Annotated in this window: 19 protein-coding genes and 1 riboswitch; of the genes, 8 read left to right on the forward strand and 11 right to left on the reverse strand. The window is 32.9% G+C overall.

Features of this window, described 5'->3' with window-relative positions:
• The first annotated feature begins 79 nt into the window (after positions 1 to 79).
• The 4 genes from gltC (at position 80) to LQ693_RS00965 (ending at position 3,538) form a co-directional block, all read left to right on the forward strand.
• The gene (gltC, locus tag LQ693_RS00950) at positions 80 to 967 is read left to right on the forward strand and encodes a glutamate biosynthesis transcriptional regulator GltC (RefSeq protein ID WP_107565117.1); all 888 of its coding nucleotides are present in this window, start codon (positions 80 to 82) and stop codon (positions 965 to 967) included.
• A gap of 16 nt (positions 968 to 983) precedes the next feature.
• Positions 984 to 1,595: a DNA-3-methyladenine glycosylase gene (locus tag LQ693_RS00955; RefSeq protein WP_107565118.1), complete on the forward strand. Its 612-nt coding sequence runs from the start codon at positions 984 to 986 to the stop codon at positions 1,593 to 1,595.
• Between the two features lie 69 nt (positions 1,596 to 1,664).
• Entirely contained in the window at positions 1,665 to 2,780 is a 1,116-nt protein-coding gene (locus tag LQ693_RS00960; protein WP_107565119.1) for a YibE/F family protein, read from the forward strand.
• The gene (locus LQ693_RS00965) at positions 2,777 to 3,538 is read left to right on the forward strand and encodes a YibE/F family protein (protein WP_411860938.1); all 762 of its coding nucleotides are present in this window, start codon (positions 2,777 to 2,779) and stop codon (positions 3,536 to 3,538) included. The genes LQ693_RS00960 and LQ693_RS00965 overlap by 4 nt, the downstream gene beginning before the upstream one ends.
• Before the next feature lie 144 nt (positions 3,539 to 3,682).
• On the opposite strand, the gene LQ693_RS00970 is transcribed toward LQ693_RS00965, so the two are convergent.
• Together LQ693_RS00970 and LQ693_RS00975 are read right to left on the reverse strand one after the other, a co-directional pair.
• Entirely contained in the window at positions 3,683 to 4,612 is a 930-nt protein-coding gene (locus LQ693_RS00970) for a VOC family protein (protein ID WP_048540291.1), read from the reverse strand.
• A 122-nt stretch (positions 4,613 to 4,734) separates the two neighbouring features.
• Positions 4,735 to 5,493 (reverse strand): nucleotidyltransferase domain-containing protein, encoded by a 759-nt coding sequence (locus LQ693_RS00975; RefSeq protein WP_107596395.1) that lies wholly within the window; start codon positions 5,491 to 5,493, stop codon positions 4,735 to 4,737.
• A gap of 128 nt (positions 5,494 to 5,621) precedes the next feature.
• On the opposite strand from LQ693_RS00975, the gene LQ693_RS00980 reads away from it, so the two are divergent.
• Positions 5,622 to 6,782 (forward strand): MFS transporter, encoded by a 1,161-nt coding sequence (locus tag LQ693_RS00980; protein ID WP_107596394.1) that lies wholly within the window; start codon positions 5,622 to 5,624, stop codon positions 6,780 to 6,782.
• A 43-nt stretch (positions 6,783 to 6,825) separates the two neighbouring features.
• Here the strand turns inward: LQ693_RS00980 and LQ693_RS00985 are convergent, their stop codons facing one another.
• The 3 genes from LQ693_RS00985 to LQ693_RS00995 all read right to left on the reverse strand — a co-directional run bounded on the left by LQ693_RS00985 (position 6,826) and on the right by LQ693_RS00995 (position 10,249).
• Positions 6,826 to 7,896, reverse strand: coding sequence for an NAD/NADP octopine/nopaline dehydrogenase family protein (locus LQ693_RS00985; RefSeq protein ID WP_107565124.1), 1,071 nt, complete (start codon positions 7,894 to 7,896; stop codon positions 6,826 to 6,828).
• 116 nt (positions 7,897 to 8,012) lie between these two features.
• Positions 8,013 to 9,218 (reverse strand): ornithine--oxo-acid transaminase, encoded by a 1,206-nt coding sequence (gene rocD / locus LQ693_RS00990; RefSeq protein WP_107565125.1) that lies wholly within the window; start codon positions 9,216 to 9,218, stop codon positions 8,013 to 8,015.
• Between the two features lie 134 nt (positions 9,219 to 9,352).
• On the reverse strand, positions 9,353 to 10,249 hold the full coding sequence (locus tag LQ693_RS00995) for a TIGR01777 family oxidoreductase (RefSeq protein WP_107565126.1): 897 nt from the start codon (positions 10,247 to 10,249) through the stop codon (positions 9,353 to 9,355).
• Between the two features lie 85 nt (positions 10,250 to 10,334).
• Between LQ693_RS00995 and LQ693_RS01000 the strand changes: the two genes are divergently transcribed.
• On the forward strand, positions 10,335 to 10,787 hold the full coding sequence (locus LQ693_RS01000) for a GNAT family N-acetyltransferase (protein ID WP_107565127.1): 453 nt from the start codon (positions 10,335 to 10,337) through the stop codon (positions 10,785 to 10,787).
• Between the two features lie 12 nt (positions 10,788 to 10,799).
• Here LQ693_RS01000 and LQ693_RS01005 read toward each other — a convergent pair whose 3' ends face one another.
• Both LQ693_RS01005 and LQ693_RS01010 read right to left on the reverse strand, forming a co-directional pair.
• Positions 10,800 to 11,114: a DMT family transporter gene (locus LQ693_RS01005; RefSeq protein ID WP_025906134.1), complete on the reverse strand. Its 315-nt coding sequence runs from the start codon at positions 11,112 to 11,114 to the stop codon at positions 10,800 to 10,802.
• Position 11,115: 1 nt separating this feature from the next.
• On the reverse strand, positions 11,116 to 11,439 hold the full coding sequence (locus tag LQ693_RS01010) for a DMT family transporter (protein ID WP_025906137.1): 324 nt from the start codon (positions 11,437 to 11,439) through the stop codon (positions 11,116 to 11,118).
• Between the two features lie 48 nt (positions 11,440 to 11,487).
• A riboswitch (guanidine-I (ykkC/yxkD leader) is annotated at positions 11,488 to 11,587 on the reverse strand.
• Between the two features lie 128 nt (positions 11,588 to 11,715).
• Between LQ693_RS01010 and LQ693_RS01015 the strand changes: the two genes are divergently transcribed.
• The gene (locus tag LQ693_RS01015) at positions 11,716 to 12,060 is read left to right on the forward strand and encodes a helix-turn-helix domain-containing protein (RefSeq protein ID WP_224658833.1); all 345 of its coding nucleotides are present in this window, start codon (positions 11,716 to 11,718) and stop codon (positions 12,058 to 12,060) included.
• Positions 12,061 to 12,110: 50 nt separating this feature from the next.
• Here LQ693_RS01015 and LQ693_RS01020 read toward each other — a convergent pair whose 3' ends face one another.
• Genes LQ693_RS01020 through LQ693_RS01030 form a run of 3 tightly spaced genes read right to left on the reverse strand, consistent with a single transcriptional unit; the run spans position 12,111 to position 13,775 of the window.
• Positions 12,111 to 12,902: a DUF4097 family beta strand repeat-containing protein gene (locus LQ693_RS01020; protein ID WP_103361468.1), complete on the reverse strand. Its 792-nt coding sequence runs from the start codon at positions 12,900 to 12,902 to the stop codon at positions 12,111 to 12,113.
• Positions 12,899 to 13,459, reverse strand: a complete 561-nt coding sequence (locus LQ693_RS01025; RefSeq protein ID WP_103361467.1) for a DUF1700 domain-containing protein — start codon at positions 13,457 to 13,459, stop codon at positions 12,899 to 12,901. Before LQ693_RS01025 ends, LQ693_RS01020 begins: the two co-directional genes overlap by 4 nt.
• Complete coding sequence (locus tag LQ693_RS01030; RefSeq protein WP_025906145.1) at positions 13,452 to 13,775, reverse strand: PadR family transcriptional regulator; 324 nt, start codon at positions 13,773 to 13,775, stop codon at positions 13,452 to 13,454. Before LQ693_RS01030 ends, LQ693_RS01025 begins: the two co-directional genes overlap by 8 nt.
• 164 nt (positions 13,776 to 13,939) lie before the next feature.
• Between LQ693_RS01030 and LQ693_RS01035 the strand changes: the two genes are divergently transcribed.
• A complete protein-coding gene (locus tag LQ693_RS01035; RefSeq protein WP_239702971.1) occupies positions 13,940 to 14,398 on the forward strand; it encodes an SRPBCC domain-containing protein in 459 nt (152 codons plus the stop codon).
• 69 nt (positions 14,399 to 14,467) lie between these two features.
• On the opposite strand, the gene LQ693_RS01040 is transcribed toward LQ693_RS01035, so the two are convergent.
• Complete coding sequence (locus LQ693_RS01040) at positions 14,468 to 15,040, reverse strand: helix-turn-helix domain-containing protein (RefSeq protein ID WP_025906148.1); 573 nt, start codon at positions 15,038 to 15,040, stop codon at positions 14,468 to 14,470.
• Between the last annotated feature and the right edge of the window lie 51 nt (positions 15,041 to 15,091).

The following is a 15,091-nucleotide window of genomic DNA, read 5'->3' on the forward strand; positions in this document are numbered from 1 at the left end:
CAAGGACTTATCTTAACAATATATAAAATAGATGAAATATATCTAAAAATTAGATAATATAAATAATGAGGTGTTGAATATGGAGATAAAACAATTAATTTATTTTAGAGAAGTTGCTTTAAGAGAGCATATTTCAGAGGCTGCGCTCGAGCTAGAGATTGCCCAATCTGCGGTCAGTAGACAAATCGCAAATTTAGAAAAAGAATTAAACACGACGTTATTTTTAAGAGAAGGCAGAAATGTAAAATTAACGGACAGTGGCGAACTCTTACTTACACAAACAAATAGAATTTTAAATTTAATAGAAGAAACGAAAGATTTATTTATACATCAAGAACATTCAGATAGACGTTCTATTAAACTCGCTTATACAGAAAGTTATGTATCACAAGCATTACCGGCTATTATTAAGACTTACGAGCGAGATTTCAAAATAGAAGTTAGACCTATGATGATGACACCCTTAGAAATCGAAGAAGGTTTATTATCTCACCAAATAGATGTCGCGTTAAGCGAACTCACACCGAAACTTACAAACAATAAACATACTATTAAACATACACTATTCGAAGAAACATATAATTTATACGTTCATAATAACAACGATTTATCAATGAACCCTAAACCGCCTTTATCACAATTGAGCCAGCAATACATTTACCATTTCAACACATTACCTGATCAAATATCACAATTAATACGTAAACATGCATCACAGAAGACTTACCCGATTTCAAATTTTGCATTATTACGACAAACATTACTATCTGAAAAAGGCGTACTCATCGTGCCAGATTATTTAAGTAATGGCATTGAAAATGAACAACTTACAAAAATCCCGTTAACACATACCGAACTTAAAAGAACGATTAACATTGTTTATCAAGACAATAATCAAAACAGTAAATTGAAGACTTTTATTGAACATACACGTTCTTTATTACAAAGACAAGCAACGTATCATTAAGGAGGATATTTTCAAAATGGATTTTATCAATAGAACGACTGAAGAAATTGCTGCTGACTTACTCGGTGTCAAAATCATTCACGAAACAGACGATATCGTATATACAGGTTATATCGTTGAAACGGAAGCTTATGTTGGTAAACACGATCAAGCAGCCCATTCGTTCAATGGCAGAAATACTAAAAGCGTGAAATCTTTGTATTGTGAAGGTGGAACGATTTATGCACACTCTATGCACAAACAACTACTGATTAACTTTGTTACACAAGTTGAAGGTGAACCTCAAGGTGTCTTAATTAGAGCGATAGAACCTGAACATGGCATTGAACAAATGGCACTGAACCGTAACGGCAAAACAGGTATAGAATTAACTAATGGACCTGGCAAATTCACGCAAGCGATGCAAATATCTAAAGCATTAGACGGCACTAAACTCAATAACAATTGCTTAAAAATTGATACAACAAATAGAAGATACCCTAAACAAATCGAACGTTCAGCAAGAATCGGCGTCCCAAATAAGGGTATTTGGACTGACAAACCTTTACGTTTCACAGTAACAAGACATCCGTATGTCTCAAAAGCTAGAAAACGCGATTCACTACCTTGTGCTGAAACATGGAAATAATTGAAGTACACCTCTTATGTACGTATACTATAGTATGTTCAAATCAAAGAAAAATGATGGTGGCAAAACATGAATGACAAAATCAAACAACAATTAACGAAACCATTTAATGTTGCGATACTCATATTTATTGTATGCGTTGTAATAGCCTATATATTCACCCGGCATAATGCTCAATATTACAAAACACCGATTGGTCAAATTACGGATATCACACATCAATCTTCACAAACAACGATTGACCAAAATAAAAATAAAGATACGTTACATAAAGAACAAATCCATTTAGAGATTCAGAACGGTCAGCATAAAGGAGACCGCATTACGGTTCCTCATAAATACACGGACTCTTTAACGGATTCTGAGAAATACCATGTAAACGACCAAGTCCTCTTATCCTATAAAGGTAAAGAAGACACCGCTATTATAAAAGGCTTAAAACGAGATGGCGCTGTCACGTTAATGACTGGTTTGTTCTTATTAACCTTACTTATCGTCGGTAGAAAATCAGGACTATATTCCATTATTTCACTCATTATTAATGTCACAGTCCTACTATTAATGATTGATTATTTCATGAAGCATAATAATCATCACTTCTTTATATTAATGACAGCAACAGTTATATTCTCAACAATCGTATCCTTATTGCTCGTTAGTGGCTTTAAGCGGAGAACTTTTGTTGCGATAATTTCAACTTTATTAGGTACATTTTTAAGTATTGGTATCGCTCAACTTGTCATGATGTTTACGAATGGTGACGGTGTTAAATATGAAACGATGAGTTTCTTAACGATTCAACCGACACAAATATTCCTTGCGTCTGTGCTAATAGGCTCGCTCGGCGCGGTTATGGATGTTGCCATTACGTTAACAAGTTCCTTATATGAAATTAAAGCACAACATCCCGAAATTTCATTGAAACAATTGCGTCAATCTGGCACAAACATTGGTAAAGATATTATGGGTACAATGACGAATATCTTATTCTTCGCTTATTTATCTGGTAGCATTCCGATGATTATTCTTTACTTTAAAAATAGCAATACAATCACGTATACCTTATCCATGAATTGGTCATTAGAAATTACAAGAGCACTCATGGGTGGCATTGGTATTGTGATTACGATACCTATCACAATATTTGTTGCAATGATGTTCATGCAACGAGAGGAGGCTAAATAATGACGACATTTATTTTAGCCAGTATATTACTCGTTATTATGATCATCGTTGGTGGAAAGAAAGGATTTAGATCGTTCGTAACTTTATTTTTAAACTTGCTGACGTTGTTTATTGCGCTATTACTCATCATTTATAAAGCGCCTATATTCATCGTATTAATCATCTTCTGTTTAATTATTACATGCATTAACTTGTTCTATATTAATGCATATAATACTAAGACAGTTGCTGCCTTTTTCGCGACCATTATATCTACGCTTATCTTAATAGGATTAATATATTTCATTGTAGACATTTCAATGTTGCAAGGTTTCACTGAAGAAGAACAAGATGAAACGTATATATTTTCAATGAATGTAGGTATAAACTATGCTGAACTTATGGTATTTACAGTTGTATTAGCTGTAATCGCAGCAGTGATAGATTTAACAATATCCATTAGTTCTCCAATGTACGAACTATATGAAGCACATCCAAAAATATCATTACAACAACTATTCAAGTCTGGCTTAACAATAGGAAGAGACATCCTATCAACAACAACCAATACAATTTATTTCGCCTATATAGGCGGACAAATCACGTTATTTTTCTGGTTTGGTAAATTAAATTACACCTTTGGCGAAATAATCAATGCTAAAATATTTGCAGCTGAAATCATAACCATATTATTAGGCGGTATTGCTGTAAGTATCGCCATTCCAATCACCTCGTTTATCACAGTGAGATTAATAAAGAAACAGCAACGTAAAATATAGATAAAAGCACCTTTTGACCGAGTCAAAAGGTGCTTTTGTTTGTATATATGAACCGCTAACGATCTTGTTTGTGTTTCTTGAGCGTTAGAATTTCTAACGATCTTGTTTTTCACTCTTGAGCGTTAGAACCCCTATATTCTACTATTAAATAGGTTCTAAATTACTTTCAATTTCTGCTCTTCTTGATTCTAAAAATCCTGGTAAGTCCAGCTGTTGTCCAAGTTGCGACACATCATCATATGGCATACCTGGTCCTTCTGTCGCAAATTCGATTAATATATGTGAATGTCTATAATATAAGCTTTTAAAGAAATCTCTATCCACTATTCCAGAATGTACAACGCCTTTTTCGTCTAATAATTCTTTAACTTTATTTAATTCTTCTTCGTCTGCTACAGATAATGCAAGATGGTGAATACTTCCTTTACCAGGTCTTTCTCTTTCACCTTCTACTTCTTTCAATATAATATCGCTATACAATCCTTCAAAATCAATCGTATATAATAGCTCGCTTTCAGAATCTACTAACTCAAAATGCAAATCATTTTCCAGGAAATTTTTCATTTCTGAAACATCATCAATTTTAAATTCTACAGGACCCATACCCATAATTTGATGTTCTTCTGGTACATCTGTGTACCTGTTATGACGCCAACTTTGCGGAACTTTACGTTCACCATTAGGTAATAACACCATTTCCAATCCTTCGTGATCTCTAAAATGTAAAGCTGTCATACCGTTATAAATACCAATAGCGTCATGATCAACATCAAGCTTTTCAAAACGATCTTTCCAATAATTCAAGCTTTCTTCACTTGGTACTAACAAGCCTATTCTTGAAATAGAGTTCGTACCTTTATAAGTTTGTCCCATCGGTTTAAGTTCGAAAAATGTTAAAGAAGTACCAGGCGAACCAACCTCATCACCATAGAACAAATGATACATAGAAGGGTCATCTTGATTCACTGTTTTTAAATATAAACGTAGCCCTAATTTTTCCACATAAAAATCTTTATTCAACTTAGCATCTTTCGTAAGCATCGAAATATGGTGGTGCCCTAAAATTTCTATCATAATCGTACCTCCCATTAATTTAACTACATTATACGCGCATCAGAATCATCTTTTCAAAAATTATACTCACATGTAAATATATAGACACCAGTCATAGTGACGTCACTATGACTGGTGTCTAGCTATGCATATTTTTTATATAAATAGTCGTATATTTTTTCGAATCCTTCAACCCAATATTCCTCAACCATGTCTTTAATATAGTCTTGGTAAAAATTCATATATTGAGCAACCGCTTCTCTATGCTTTATAGAATTATTACAATCATTTATATGATTTAACTTTGAATAAATATCAGCAGGCAGATGATGAGCAGCTTTTTTACCTAGAACTGCTTTCTCAGGATAATATTTATATAACAACACTTTAATTGCATGATTAAGTGCATTATCAATCATTTGAGTCGTCCATAAATATTGCCCTCTTCCAACTATGTGATCATATTGAAAGATAAACCAACAACTATCTAATGCTGAATCTATAAATACTTCTTCAGTTATACTTAAATCTTTTTTATCATATTCCTTCAATTTACCGTTAGGGTCATACATCACTTTTATATCATCTGTTTGAGGATAATCATGTTCATGAACAATATAACAATCTATATGTAACATATCTTCAAATATACCAACAATTTGAGGACAAATAATTTCCACTAATTCTTTAAATAGCAGTGGTTGATATTGCTCAAGTGCATCTACAATACTGTCATATACTTCTTCAACTTGTACATCGCTTTCTAACATGACATAAATATCTAAATCAGAATATGCATCATTTTCCCCTCTAGCAATAGACCCCTTTAAAAATATTGATAAAACTCCATTTACCTTTTTCAAAGCCGGTACAATTTTCTCTAAAGCTATTTCGTATCTCATATTCCCACCCCTTACTTAAAAATTCAGATTATTATAATATATCACAATTACAATTGAATAATATATGCATATTTTTCGAAAAATGATTTTTTTAGCGTTATGATTATTGTTGTAGGGAGAGATACAATATGACAAGTGAACAGAAAAAGAGATCTATTTCATTATTATTAGCAGGATTCATCATTTTTTCTAGCCTTTATGTCACGCAACCGATATTTAATGGGCTTAGTCAATATTTTAACGTGTCGCTATCTGATATCAGTTTAACTTTATCCGTTTCTACTTTTATGCTTGGTATAGGTTTAATTTTAGTACCAATGCTAAACAATATTGAGAAGAAACGTATGATGTCTATTTCTGTATTACTTGTAAGTGTATTATCTATCATCAGTGTTTTCGTAACGAACTTCCATATATTTCTCGTCATTCGTGGTCTGATGGGATTAGCTTTAAGTGGTGTGCCTTCTATCGCAATGACATATATAGCTGATGAAGTACATAAAGATAGAGTCAGTAAAGTAATGGGTTTATATGTAGCTGGAACGACCTTTGGAGGTATGTCTGGTCGTGTAGTTGTTGGTATTCTAACAGATATCGCGAATTGGCAAGTTGCGATCGCATCGCTCAGTATCCTTAATTTAATACTCGCAATATTAATGGTTATTTTATTACCAACTTCAACAGTTCAAACACCACAATGGGTATCACCGAAACAACATTTCATTAAATATGGAAAGCTATTAAAGAACCCAGCCGTTTTAAAAACAATGACACTAGCATTCTTATTAATGGGTACCTTTGTCACAATATACAGTTATATAACGGTACGTTTCGAACATCCACCATTCTCACTTAGTGAGTCTACGATTGCCTTTATATTTATTTTATATTTAATAGGTACGTATAGCTCCATTAACTTTGGGAAACTCAGTTATAAACTTGGTATAAAAAAAGCATATGCAATCGCCATAACAATCATGATTGTAGGTATTATTCTTACATTCATAACATACTTACCAATTGATATATTAGGACTCGCCGCAATGACATTCGGATTCTTTGGTGCACATTCCATTCAAAGTAGTTATATCGCCACATTAACCAAGTCAAGCAAATCACACGCCTCAACTTTATATTTATTAGGTTATTATGTAGGATCAAGTTTATTAACAATATTAGGCGGATACGTATTCGTACAATACGCATGGATAGGTATCGGTATCTTAACACTATTATTAACAGTAATAGCCGCAATAATTAGTAGATCATTATTTAAAAATGTCGCTTAATAAATTGAAAAACGCTTAGCTCGCGAATGAGCTAAGCGTTTTTTTATTCCAATCCTAATTTCTCTAATCCTAATGATTCTACTGTTAAACCTTCTGTATAGAAATCTCGCTCTAATATTGTTGAAGCGATTACGATAATGGCATCTATATTTGGTGTTGGTACGCCGATTACTTTTCCTAAGCTTGACCAGAGTACTAAACCATATGCGATATCTTCTGTTAAGTATCTATTTTCTACTTCGTTTGGCCCGTTGATTTGTGAAAATACTGGACTTGTATTAAATAATTTATTAAGTGGTTCGTCTTCATCATCATTTGACAGGTAACCGCGTTCTATTCGTGCACCTTTTGCTGTATTAAGTTCGAAACCTAATTTTCTACCTAGTGATAATCTTTCCAATTCAACTGCATGCAGTAACTTCACAGTATGAGGTGTAATACCTTCTTTATATAAGGCAAATTCATCTGCATAGTCTATTCTACCTACGTTTAATAATGTTGGACCTGGATGCACTTCTGGATTCCCGTTTTCTAAGTTTGTCTTCCAAAGACTTTCTTCTTTAACGATATAAGGATATAGTTCTTTAATCGTTTTAAAGCTTTCTGTTAAATAGCTTTTATCATATGTTGAGAAGTGTACTTTCTGAACGTTAAGAGATAATTTCACTTCTGCTTTATCATAATCTACACGTGTCCCGTACGTTAATGTATTTAATTCAGCAAACTTTGGCATTGTTTCAATATGTTGCTTCTCTAACACATTAATAAACCTAATAGATCCCATAGCTGCTGCGATATTGAATAAGATCAATTGATCATTGTTAATAAGAGGTGCCATCGTTTTCGCATAATGTTCGATGAATGATGAAGGGATAATCATTTGTATCACTTCTGCATCTTTTAATACATACGACATATCATCACTTATGTCCGTAAACTTAACAAATGTCTTGTCACCTTCATTTATAAAATCAAAGCCACCTCGTTCAAAAGCTTTATCAAATTTATGAATAGATTGATTACGACAATATAATTTTACTTCATGTCCTTTAGATATCATGTCTAGAGCAGCGGTTACGGCACCATTACCTGAACCTACTATTGCTATTTTCATATTATCCTTCCCTTCATTGAAAATGAGTGTATATAAATATATACCCAGGAAATTTTAACATAAAAGAAAAGTGAGTAAGACATCGATTTATGCCTTACTCACTATTTATAAAAATTCTATGATTGATATTGTTTTGATTTTTCTTCTATTGTTTGTGTAATGACATTAACAATAGTATCAATGTCTTGTTCTTCAATAACGAGTGGTGGTGCTAAACGTATAATATTGCCTTGTGTTTCTTTACATAAGACACCTTGTTCATTAATACTTGATACGATTGATTGTGCTTGCTCATTAAGTTCAATACCGATAAACAACCCACGTCCTCTCACTTCTTTTATAATTGGACTATCTATTTTTTTCAAACCATTTAATAATTTTTCACCAAGTTGTTGCGAACGTTCAGGAAGCGACTCATCTATAAGTACATCCAAAGCTGCAATTGAAACAGCACATGCTAAAGGATTTCCGCCAAATGTAGAACCATGTGTACCTGGCGTTAATACTTGCATGACATCATCATTCGCTACGACCGCAGAAATAGGATAGAGACCGCCGCCTAAAGCTTTTCCTAATAAATAAATATCAGGTTCAACGCCTTCCCATTCCATCGCAAACATCTTACCTGTTCGACCTAGTCCTACTTGAATTTCGTCTGCAATCAACAGAATCTGATGTTGCTCACACAAAGCTTTAACATCTTTAATGAAATTTTCAGGTGGGATATGAACGCCACCTTCTCCTTGAATAGGTTCTAAGATGATCGCTGTTGTATTGGGTGTGATAAGAGAAGCAATTTCTTCAGCATTGCCAAATTCACTGTATTTAATATTACCTGCTAGTACACCAAAGCCTTCTTTATAACTATCGTTTGATGATAAGGATAGTGAACCAATTGTTCGACCATGAAAATTACCTTCCATCGCAATAATTTCAGCATCAAGCGCATTGATACCTTTGATATCTTGACCCCATTTCGTTGCTACTTTGATGGCAGTCTCTACCGCTTCAGTTCCAGTATTCATAGGTAAAACTTTATTTTTATTGGCTAACTTACAAATCTTCTCTTCCCAAGCACCTAAATTATCACTATACAAAGCTCTAGAAGTCATTGTAATCTTTTGACTTTGATCTAAAAATGCTTGAATAATTTTAGGATGACCATGCCCTTGGTTTAGAACTGAAAATCCAGAAACACAATCAATATATGTATTGCCATCTGAATCTTTAACATGTGCACCTTTACCTTCAGTCAAAACAATATCTAATGGACTATAATTATTCGGGCTATACTTTTCTGTTAATGCGATAAACTGATTCATTGAGTACCCACCTTTATAATAAATATACTATAATTCGTATTAATATTCATTATCATACATTTATTTTGTATATAAGTCAAAAAAAAAGTGACTGAGACACTACATTATGTCCCAGCCACTTCTTTAATTAATATTTATTTTAATAAATGACTAATGGCATCATCTATATATGGATACTCAAATTCAAAGTTCTGTTCTAGCAACTTTTTAGGGAATACTTTTTGTACATCTAGAATAACGGTAGACTGCTCTCCTAATAACAAGCGCAATGCAAATTTGGGTACTGGCAATAAATGTGGTCTATGAATCGCTTTCCCAATAGATTTGCCCAATTCATCTTGTTGGACTGGATGAGGACTACATAAGTTATAAACACCTTTAAATTGTTCATTTTGAATGAGCGTAGTGATACCTTTTACTAAATCATCAATATGAATCCAACTCATCCATTGCTTACCTGAACCAAGTGGACCGCCAACAAAGAATTGATACGGTTTAACCATTGTAGGTAGTGCACCACCCTCACTGGATAATATAACACCAAATCGACCTATAACGACTCTCGTTCCTAATTTATCAAATAGCCATGCTGTTTGTTCCCATCTTTCTACGACAGTCGATAGAAAGTCATGTGATAGAAACTGATCATACTCATCGTAAGAAACAACTTTAGACGGCGGGTAGTATCCAACTGCACTCGCATTAAATAATACTTTTGGTGCATAATTTTGCTTTTCAAAATAATCGTATAGCCGTTTAGTCGATTCAATACGACTCTTCATAATGGCTTCTTTATGCTCTGGTGTCCAACGGTTGTTGAGACTAGCACCAGCCAGGTTAATCACGATATCAATTTGAGGTAAATACTCTTCCCAACCATCTTCAAACCAATTAATATAATGTATAAATGGTTCATCTGACGTTCTATCACTTCTTGTTAATATATAAATTTCACTATCTGTATTTAAGTAATGTGCAACTAAAGCTGATCCAACTAGACCTGTTCCACCTGTCATTAATATTTTTTTCATTTTATCCCCACTTTAATTTAAGTTGTTGTAAAAAATCATCTATAATAATATATACCCATTTATATAGATATTAAGGAGGCTAAATATGTTTATTAGACAAGCAACCATTTCAGATTTAAGTGAATTAGTCGAATTACGCAAAGCGCAATTAATTGATGAAGGTTCTAACCCAACACCTAATATAGATGTTGAACTAGAACAATTTTTCACGGACATGTTAATGAACAAATCGCTTTATCAATTATTAGCCATTGTTGACGATAAAATTATCGCAAGTGGTGCGATTATCTATTACCCATTTCCACCATCGTTCACAAACCCTTCAGGTGAAAGAGCATACGTTACTAATATTTATACACACCCAGATTTTAGAGGACAAAGCATCGCCAAAAAAATCATTACTGAACTCATTCTTGATGTTGAATCAAGAAATATCAAAAAAATCTTCCTCGCCGCTTCTACTTTAGGTAAACCAGTATACAAAAAGCTTGGTTTCAAAGAAGTCAATGAATGGATGGAAATCAATTATGATTTATAAGCTATTAAATAGTTAACTGATTAACTTCAAACCTATCGTGCTTGCTAGAATAATGCCGATAAATAATATACGTTTAAATTCTTTAGACTCCCCGTAGAATACAATACCTAACAACGCACCGCCGACAGCACCGATACCAGTCCATATTGCATAGCTCGTGCTCATAGGTATTGTATTCATTGCGATGGATAAACAAATAAAGCTTAATACAAAGAATAACCCTAGTCCTAATAACGATGGAATATTATTACGTTTTGCATAAATGTTCATAAACAATACGCCTAACATTTCAAATAAACCTGCCAAAATCAATACAATCCATGCCATGTTATGCACCCTCCTCTTCACGTGTTACAAGTTTCAAGCCAATGACACCTATAATTAACGTCACGATTAAAATAACTTTTCCGATAACAACAGGTTCACCAAATAATGCAAAATCTACAATGGTTACGCCGGTTGCACCTAACCCAACATATACAGCATACGAAGTGCCTACTGGTAAATATTTAGATGCATTAATTAATAAATAGAAACTTACGACAATCGCGATAACTGTCAGAATCCATTCAAATGTATTATTTGCATGTGTTAATCCGACTACCCAACCAACTTCAAATATTGCGCCAATGATAATTTTTATCCAGTTCATTTATATTTTCCTCCTTAAATTAAAAAGCCCGGGAAACTTATTTAATAAGTCTCCCAGGCTTTTATCCCTCCGTGTCACAAGTATCAACTTGCGGCTTTCTCTCGGTCCAGACTAACTGCTCAGTTACGGAACCCTAGAAAGCTTTTATTCGATTAGTTCGAATTATAGCAAATGAATTTTTATTGGTCAATAAGTATCATTCGTATCTGAAAATTACAAATCACAACTTAAATCAGATATAATAGAATTAATAGATCATCATTTGAAGTGATTGAGGTGAAAGCATTGAATCAAACAGGATATCGAATTAAACAAAGAAGAGAAGAACTCGGATTTAGCACGTATAAATTAGCTAAACTGATTAACGTTAATCAGTCGACCATTTCCAGATATGAAACTGGACAAACATCTAAATTAACACCATCAGTAGTTGAAAAATTATCAATCGCACTGTCTACAACACCCGCTTATATTATGGGCTGGGTAAACGTACCAGAGGCATACGAAGATGAAGAAGATTCACAAATTATTAATGATGCCATTCAATTATTACGTGGTTTAAACAAAGAGAAAAAAAGACAAGCATTAGCATATATACAAGAAATATCACAAAAATCATAAAGTTTAAATTAACAAAACGCTAACGAATCAATCTCGTTAGCGTTTTATTATTAATCTATTTGAACAGAGCCAACATCACTTCTAATTTTTACTAAGTTATCACCTGAACCTACTTTTTTATTCTTTAATTCAGGACGGTTAATTTGTGTATTACCTACATCCTGTTCGATATCTAGTAACGTATTTTTCAACGTTTTATTATAAACCAATCTCACAGAACCTGTATCTGTTTCAATGTCTAATGGTGTATCAGCTGGTGCATCATTTAATCTAACGGTTCCTGTATCACTTTGAATTTTTCCATTCTTGAAGTTCGTCTTATTAGTTAAAATTTTTCCTGTATCTGAATATGCTTCAAAATTCCCTAAATCTGAACCATTAACATTTATCATGCCCGTATCTACAACTAAAGATGTGTTATCAGATTTAATATCTTGCATATTAATTTTACCTGTGTCTGTCTTTATATCCAGTTGTTCAAGATTTTTAGGTACAGTTATTTCAATTTCATTATATGCATTCGTAAAGAAATTAAAATTAATCATCAAATTTTGTTCTTTTAAATTAACGTTTAATGTTTCGTCTTCTACTTTAGAAGTTATATCAAATTCATCTTTATTCCCTACAGATGTCACTTTAAATTGATCGCCTTTTTTGATTGTTACAGCAGCATCACGTGCATTAACATTTATATGTTTAATATCTTCTTGATAAGTCTTATTTAAGATCGTTTCTTGTTTCATATTATCTGCTTCTTTTGTCCCGACAGCAAATGTCAATGTACCAAATATGATAAATAGAATAAGTCCTACACTAAATAATATCCATAATAATTTCTTCATGATTTAGCACTCCCTTTCACGATAGAAATATTCCAACGTAAATATTTAACCGTTAATTGATATGACCATTTTGTTAATAAGTAAGTAAACACAAACAGCACGAGCCCTAAACCAAAGCTGGCTAACACAATATATACATCTAATTGATGGACTGCATCAAAGCCATTATAAACACCCTTTACAATCAACATCGCTGGCGTAACGAGTAAAGATAGTGTTGTCGCCATAAAACTAAATAGCACCGAAATCATAATGACAAAAGGAATTAAAATAACAAAGAAATTCAATAAACCTAGTCCCATTACAGATATAATTGCTTGCCACACGTTACCTACTTTATGATGAGATTCTGCTCTATCTATCGCTAAAGTTGCATTTATTTCCTTGGCAATATCTCTCGGATGACCAAGTTCTTTAGCAATATTCTCTTCTGTTTGTCCATCTTTAACACCACTTATAAAATGCGTTTCATATTCAGCTAGAATATCTTGTTTATCTTCTTCAGATATATTCTTTAAATACTTATTTAACAAATTTAAGTATTCTTTCTTACTCATTACTTTCACTCTCCTCTAAAAACAAATTCACCGCATCTGTGAAACTTTGCCATTCTTTTAACAACTGCTCTAATCGCTCATTACCTGAATCTGTGATCTTATAATACTTTCTAGCTGGTCCTTCAGTAGATGGCTCATAATATGTTGTTAAATATGCTTCTTTTACGAGACGTCTTAACAAAGGATAAACCGTACCTTCAGAAATCGTGATTCTAGGTGTGATTTTTTGAATTAATGAATAACCGTATTGATCTTCGCCTTTAATAATAAGCAATACAATAAATTCGAGTGCGCCTTTTTTAAATTGTATATTCATATTTTTTCCTCCACTTAACCCAGTACTATACAATGTATAATAGCTCTTGATGAAAATATAACACACACTATTATACATTGCAAGGTACTAAATGATGCTATAATTTTTTATATTTGGCCAAGTTATTGGTATATTAAGTACAACTAACAATAAGGGGGATTAGAATGAACGTAAATTACAGAACTGACGAAACGCACGCTTATCAAACGATTGATGTATCCATACATTCTCATAAGTCACATGTATTCAAACTTTTAAGAACAACTGAAGGCATTAAACAATGGTTTCCTGAATTATCTTTTGAAGAAGAACGAGCAGGTAGCCAACTAATCTTCGACCTCGGTAATAATGAATATGAATATGCGAAGATTACAGACTATCATCCAAACGATCATATTGGATATGACTGGGATCAAGGTCATGTAGATTTTTCATTAGAAGAAAATGGGGACACTGTGACGTTAACATTTAAAGAATCGTTACCATTCACTTTCGAAACCATTGCGAATGATTTTACAGGTTGGTATTTTCAAATACAAAGTGTAAAAAAATTAGCCGAAACAGGACAACCATTATCGAAAGATGCATTTGATTTTAAATCAAAAACCGACGAAATAGAATAAACTTTAAACTTAAATTAGAATCAAAAAAGCCAAACCACATGAGCAAACATGTGATTTGGCTTTTTTTGATCAATCTATTAATTTCATTCCATAATAAGCAACTATAAATGCGATAAGCGCGAATATAATTGGTGTTACAATAGCAACGACTCTATCTTTAAATTTATCTTTCCTTGTTCTTTCACGAATTGTTTTTACATCTTTACCATTCATATAGTCCATAATTTGACTATATGCTTTAATATTATGGACTTCTTTAAATTTATCTACTTTATAAGCAAAGTACATACCGATTAGCCAAAGAACAAAAGGCACAAACAATCCATATATGCCCATTAACATCATACTCGGTATAAGTAGAATAGCTGCAAGTCCCAGAAAAATCATCATTAACCACGACCACTTATCAAATACTTTTCTATCCATTTCTCTTTTCATCATGTTCACATCTCCTTTTACTAAATGATCTAAGGAGACATCAAATATATTACTTAGTAGCAATAAAGATTCAATATCGGGGTAACTCTTACCTCTTTCCCAATTAGAAATAGACTGCCTACTCACAAAGACTTTTTCAGCTAGATCTTCTTGAGATAAGTTATACTCTTTTCTTAAATGAATAATTTGCTTACTTAAATTCATATTGATGTCCTCCTTGTCATCACCTTAATAAAAGATTCAAAAACAGTGTAT

The sequence above is a fragment of the Mammaliicoccus sp. B-M6 genome, assembly GCF_022386965.1.
Taxonomy (GTDB): domain Bacteria; phylum Bacillota; class Bacilli; order Staphylococcales; family Staphylococcaceae; genus Mammaliicoccus; species Mammaliicoccus sciuri_A.

Bases quoted from the DNA above. Each gene is read 5' to 3' on its own strand.
- gltC (WP_107565117.1), top strand. From the start codon at position 80: ATGGAGATAAAACAATTAATTTATTTTAGAGAAGTTGCTTTAAGAGAG.
- LQ693_RS00955 (WP_107565118.1), top strand. From the start codon at position 984: ATGGATTTTATCAATAGAACGACTGAAGAAATTGCTGCTGACTTACTC.
- LQ693_RS00960 (WP_107565119.1), top strand. From the start codon at position 1,665: ATGAATGACAAAATCAAACAACAATTAACGAAACCATTTAATGTTGCG.
- LQ693_RS00970 (WP_048540291.1), bottom strand. From the start codon at position 4,612: ATGATAGAAATTTTAGGGCACCACCATATTTCGATGCTTACGAAAGAT.
- LQ693_RS00975 (WP_107596395.1), bottom strand. From the start codon at position 5,493: ATGAGATACGAAATAGCTTTAGAGAAAATTGTACCGGCTTTGAAAAAG.
- LQ693_RS00980 (WP_107596394.1), top strand. From the start codon at position 5,622: ATGACAAGTGAACAGAAAAAGAGATCTATTTCATTATTATTAGCAGGA.
- LQ693_RS00985 (WP_107565124.1), bottom strand. From the start codon at position 7,896: ATGAAAATAGCAATAGTAGGTTCAGGTAATGGTGCCGTAACCGCTGCT.
- rocD (WP_107565125.1), bottom strand. From the start codon at position 9,218: ATGAATCAGTTTATCGCATTAACAGAAAAGTATAGCCCGAATAATTAT.
- LQ693_RS00995 (WP_107565126.1), bottom strand. From the start codon at position 10,249: ATGAAAAAAATATTAATGACAGGTGGAACAGGTCTAGTTGGATCAGCT.
- LQ693_RS01000 (WP_107565127.1), top strand. From the start codon at position 10,335: ATGTTTATTAGACAAGCAACCATTTCAGATTTAAGTGAATTAGTCGAA.
- LQ693_RS01005 (WP_025906134.1), bottom strand. From the start codon at position 11,114: ATGGCATGGATTGTATTGATTTTGGCAGGTTTATTTGAAATGTTAGGC.
- LQ693_RS01010 (WP_025906137.1), bottom strand. From the start codon at position 11,439: ATGAACTGGATAAAAATTATCATTGGCGCAATATTTGAAGTTGGTTGG.
- LQ693_RS01020 (WP_103361468.1), bottom strand. From the start codon at position 12,902: ATGAAGAAATTATTATGGATATTATTTAGTGTAGGACTTATTCTATTT.
- LQ693_RS01025 (WP_103361467.1), bottom strand. From the start codon at position 13,459: ATGAGTAAGAAAGAATACTTAAATTTGTTAAATAAGTATTTAAAGAAT.
- LQ693_RS01030 (WP_025906145.1), bottom strand. From the start codon at position 13,775: ATGAATATACAATTTAAAAAAGGCGCACTCGAATTTATTGTATTGCTT.
- LQ693_RS01035 (WP_239702971.1), top strand. From the start codon at position 13,940: ATGAACGTAAATTACAGAACTGACGAAACGCACGCTTATCAAACGATT.
- LQ693_RS01040 (WP_025906148.1), bottom strand. From the start codon at position 15,040: ATGAATTTAAGTAAGCAAATTATTCATTTAAGAAAAGAGTATAACTTA.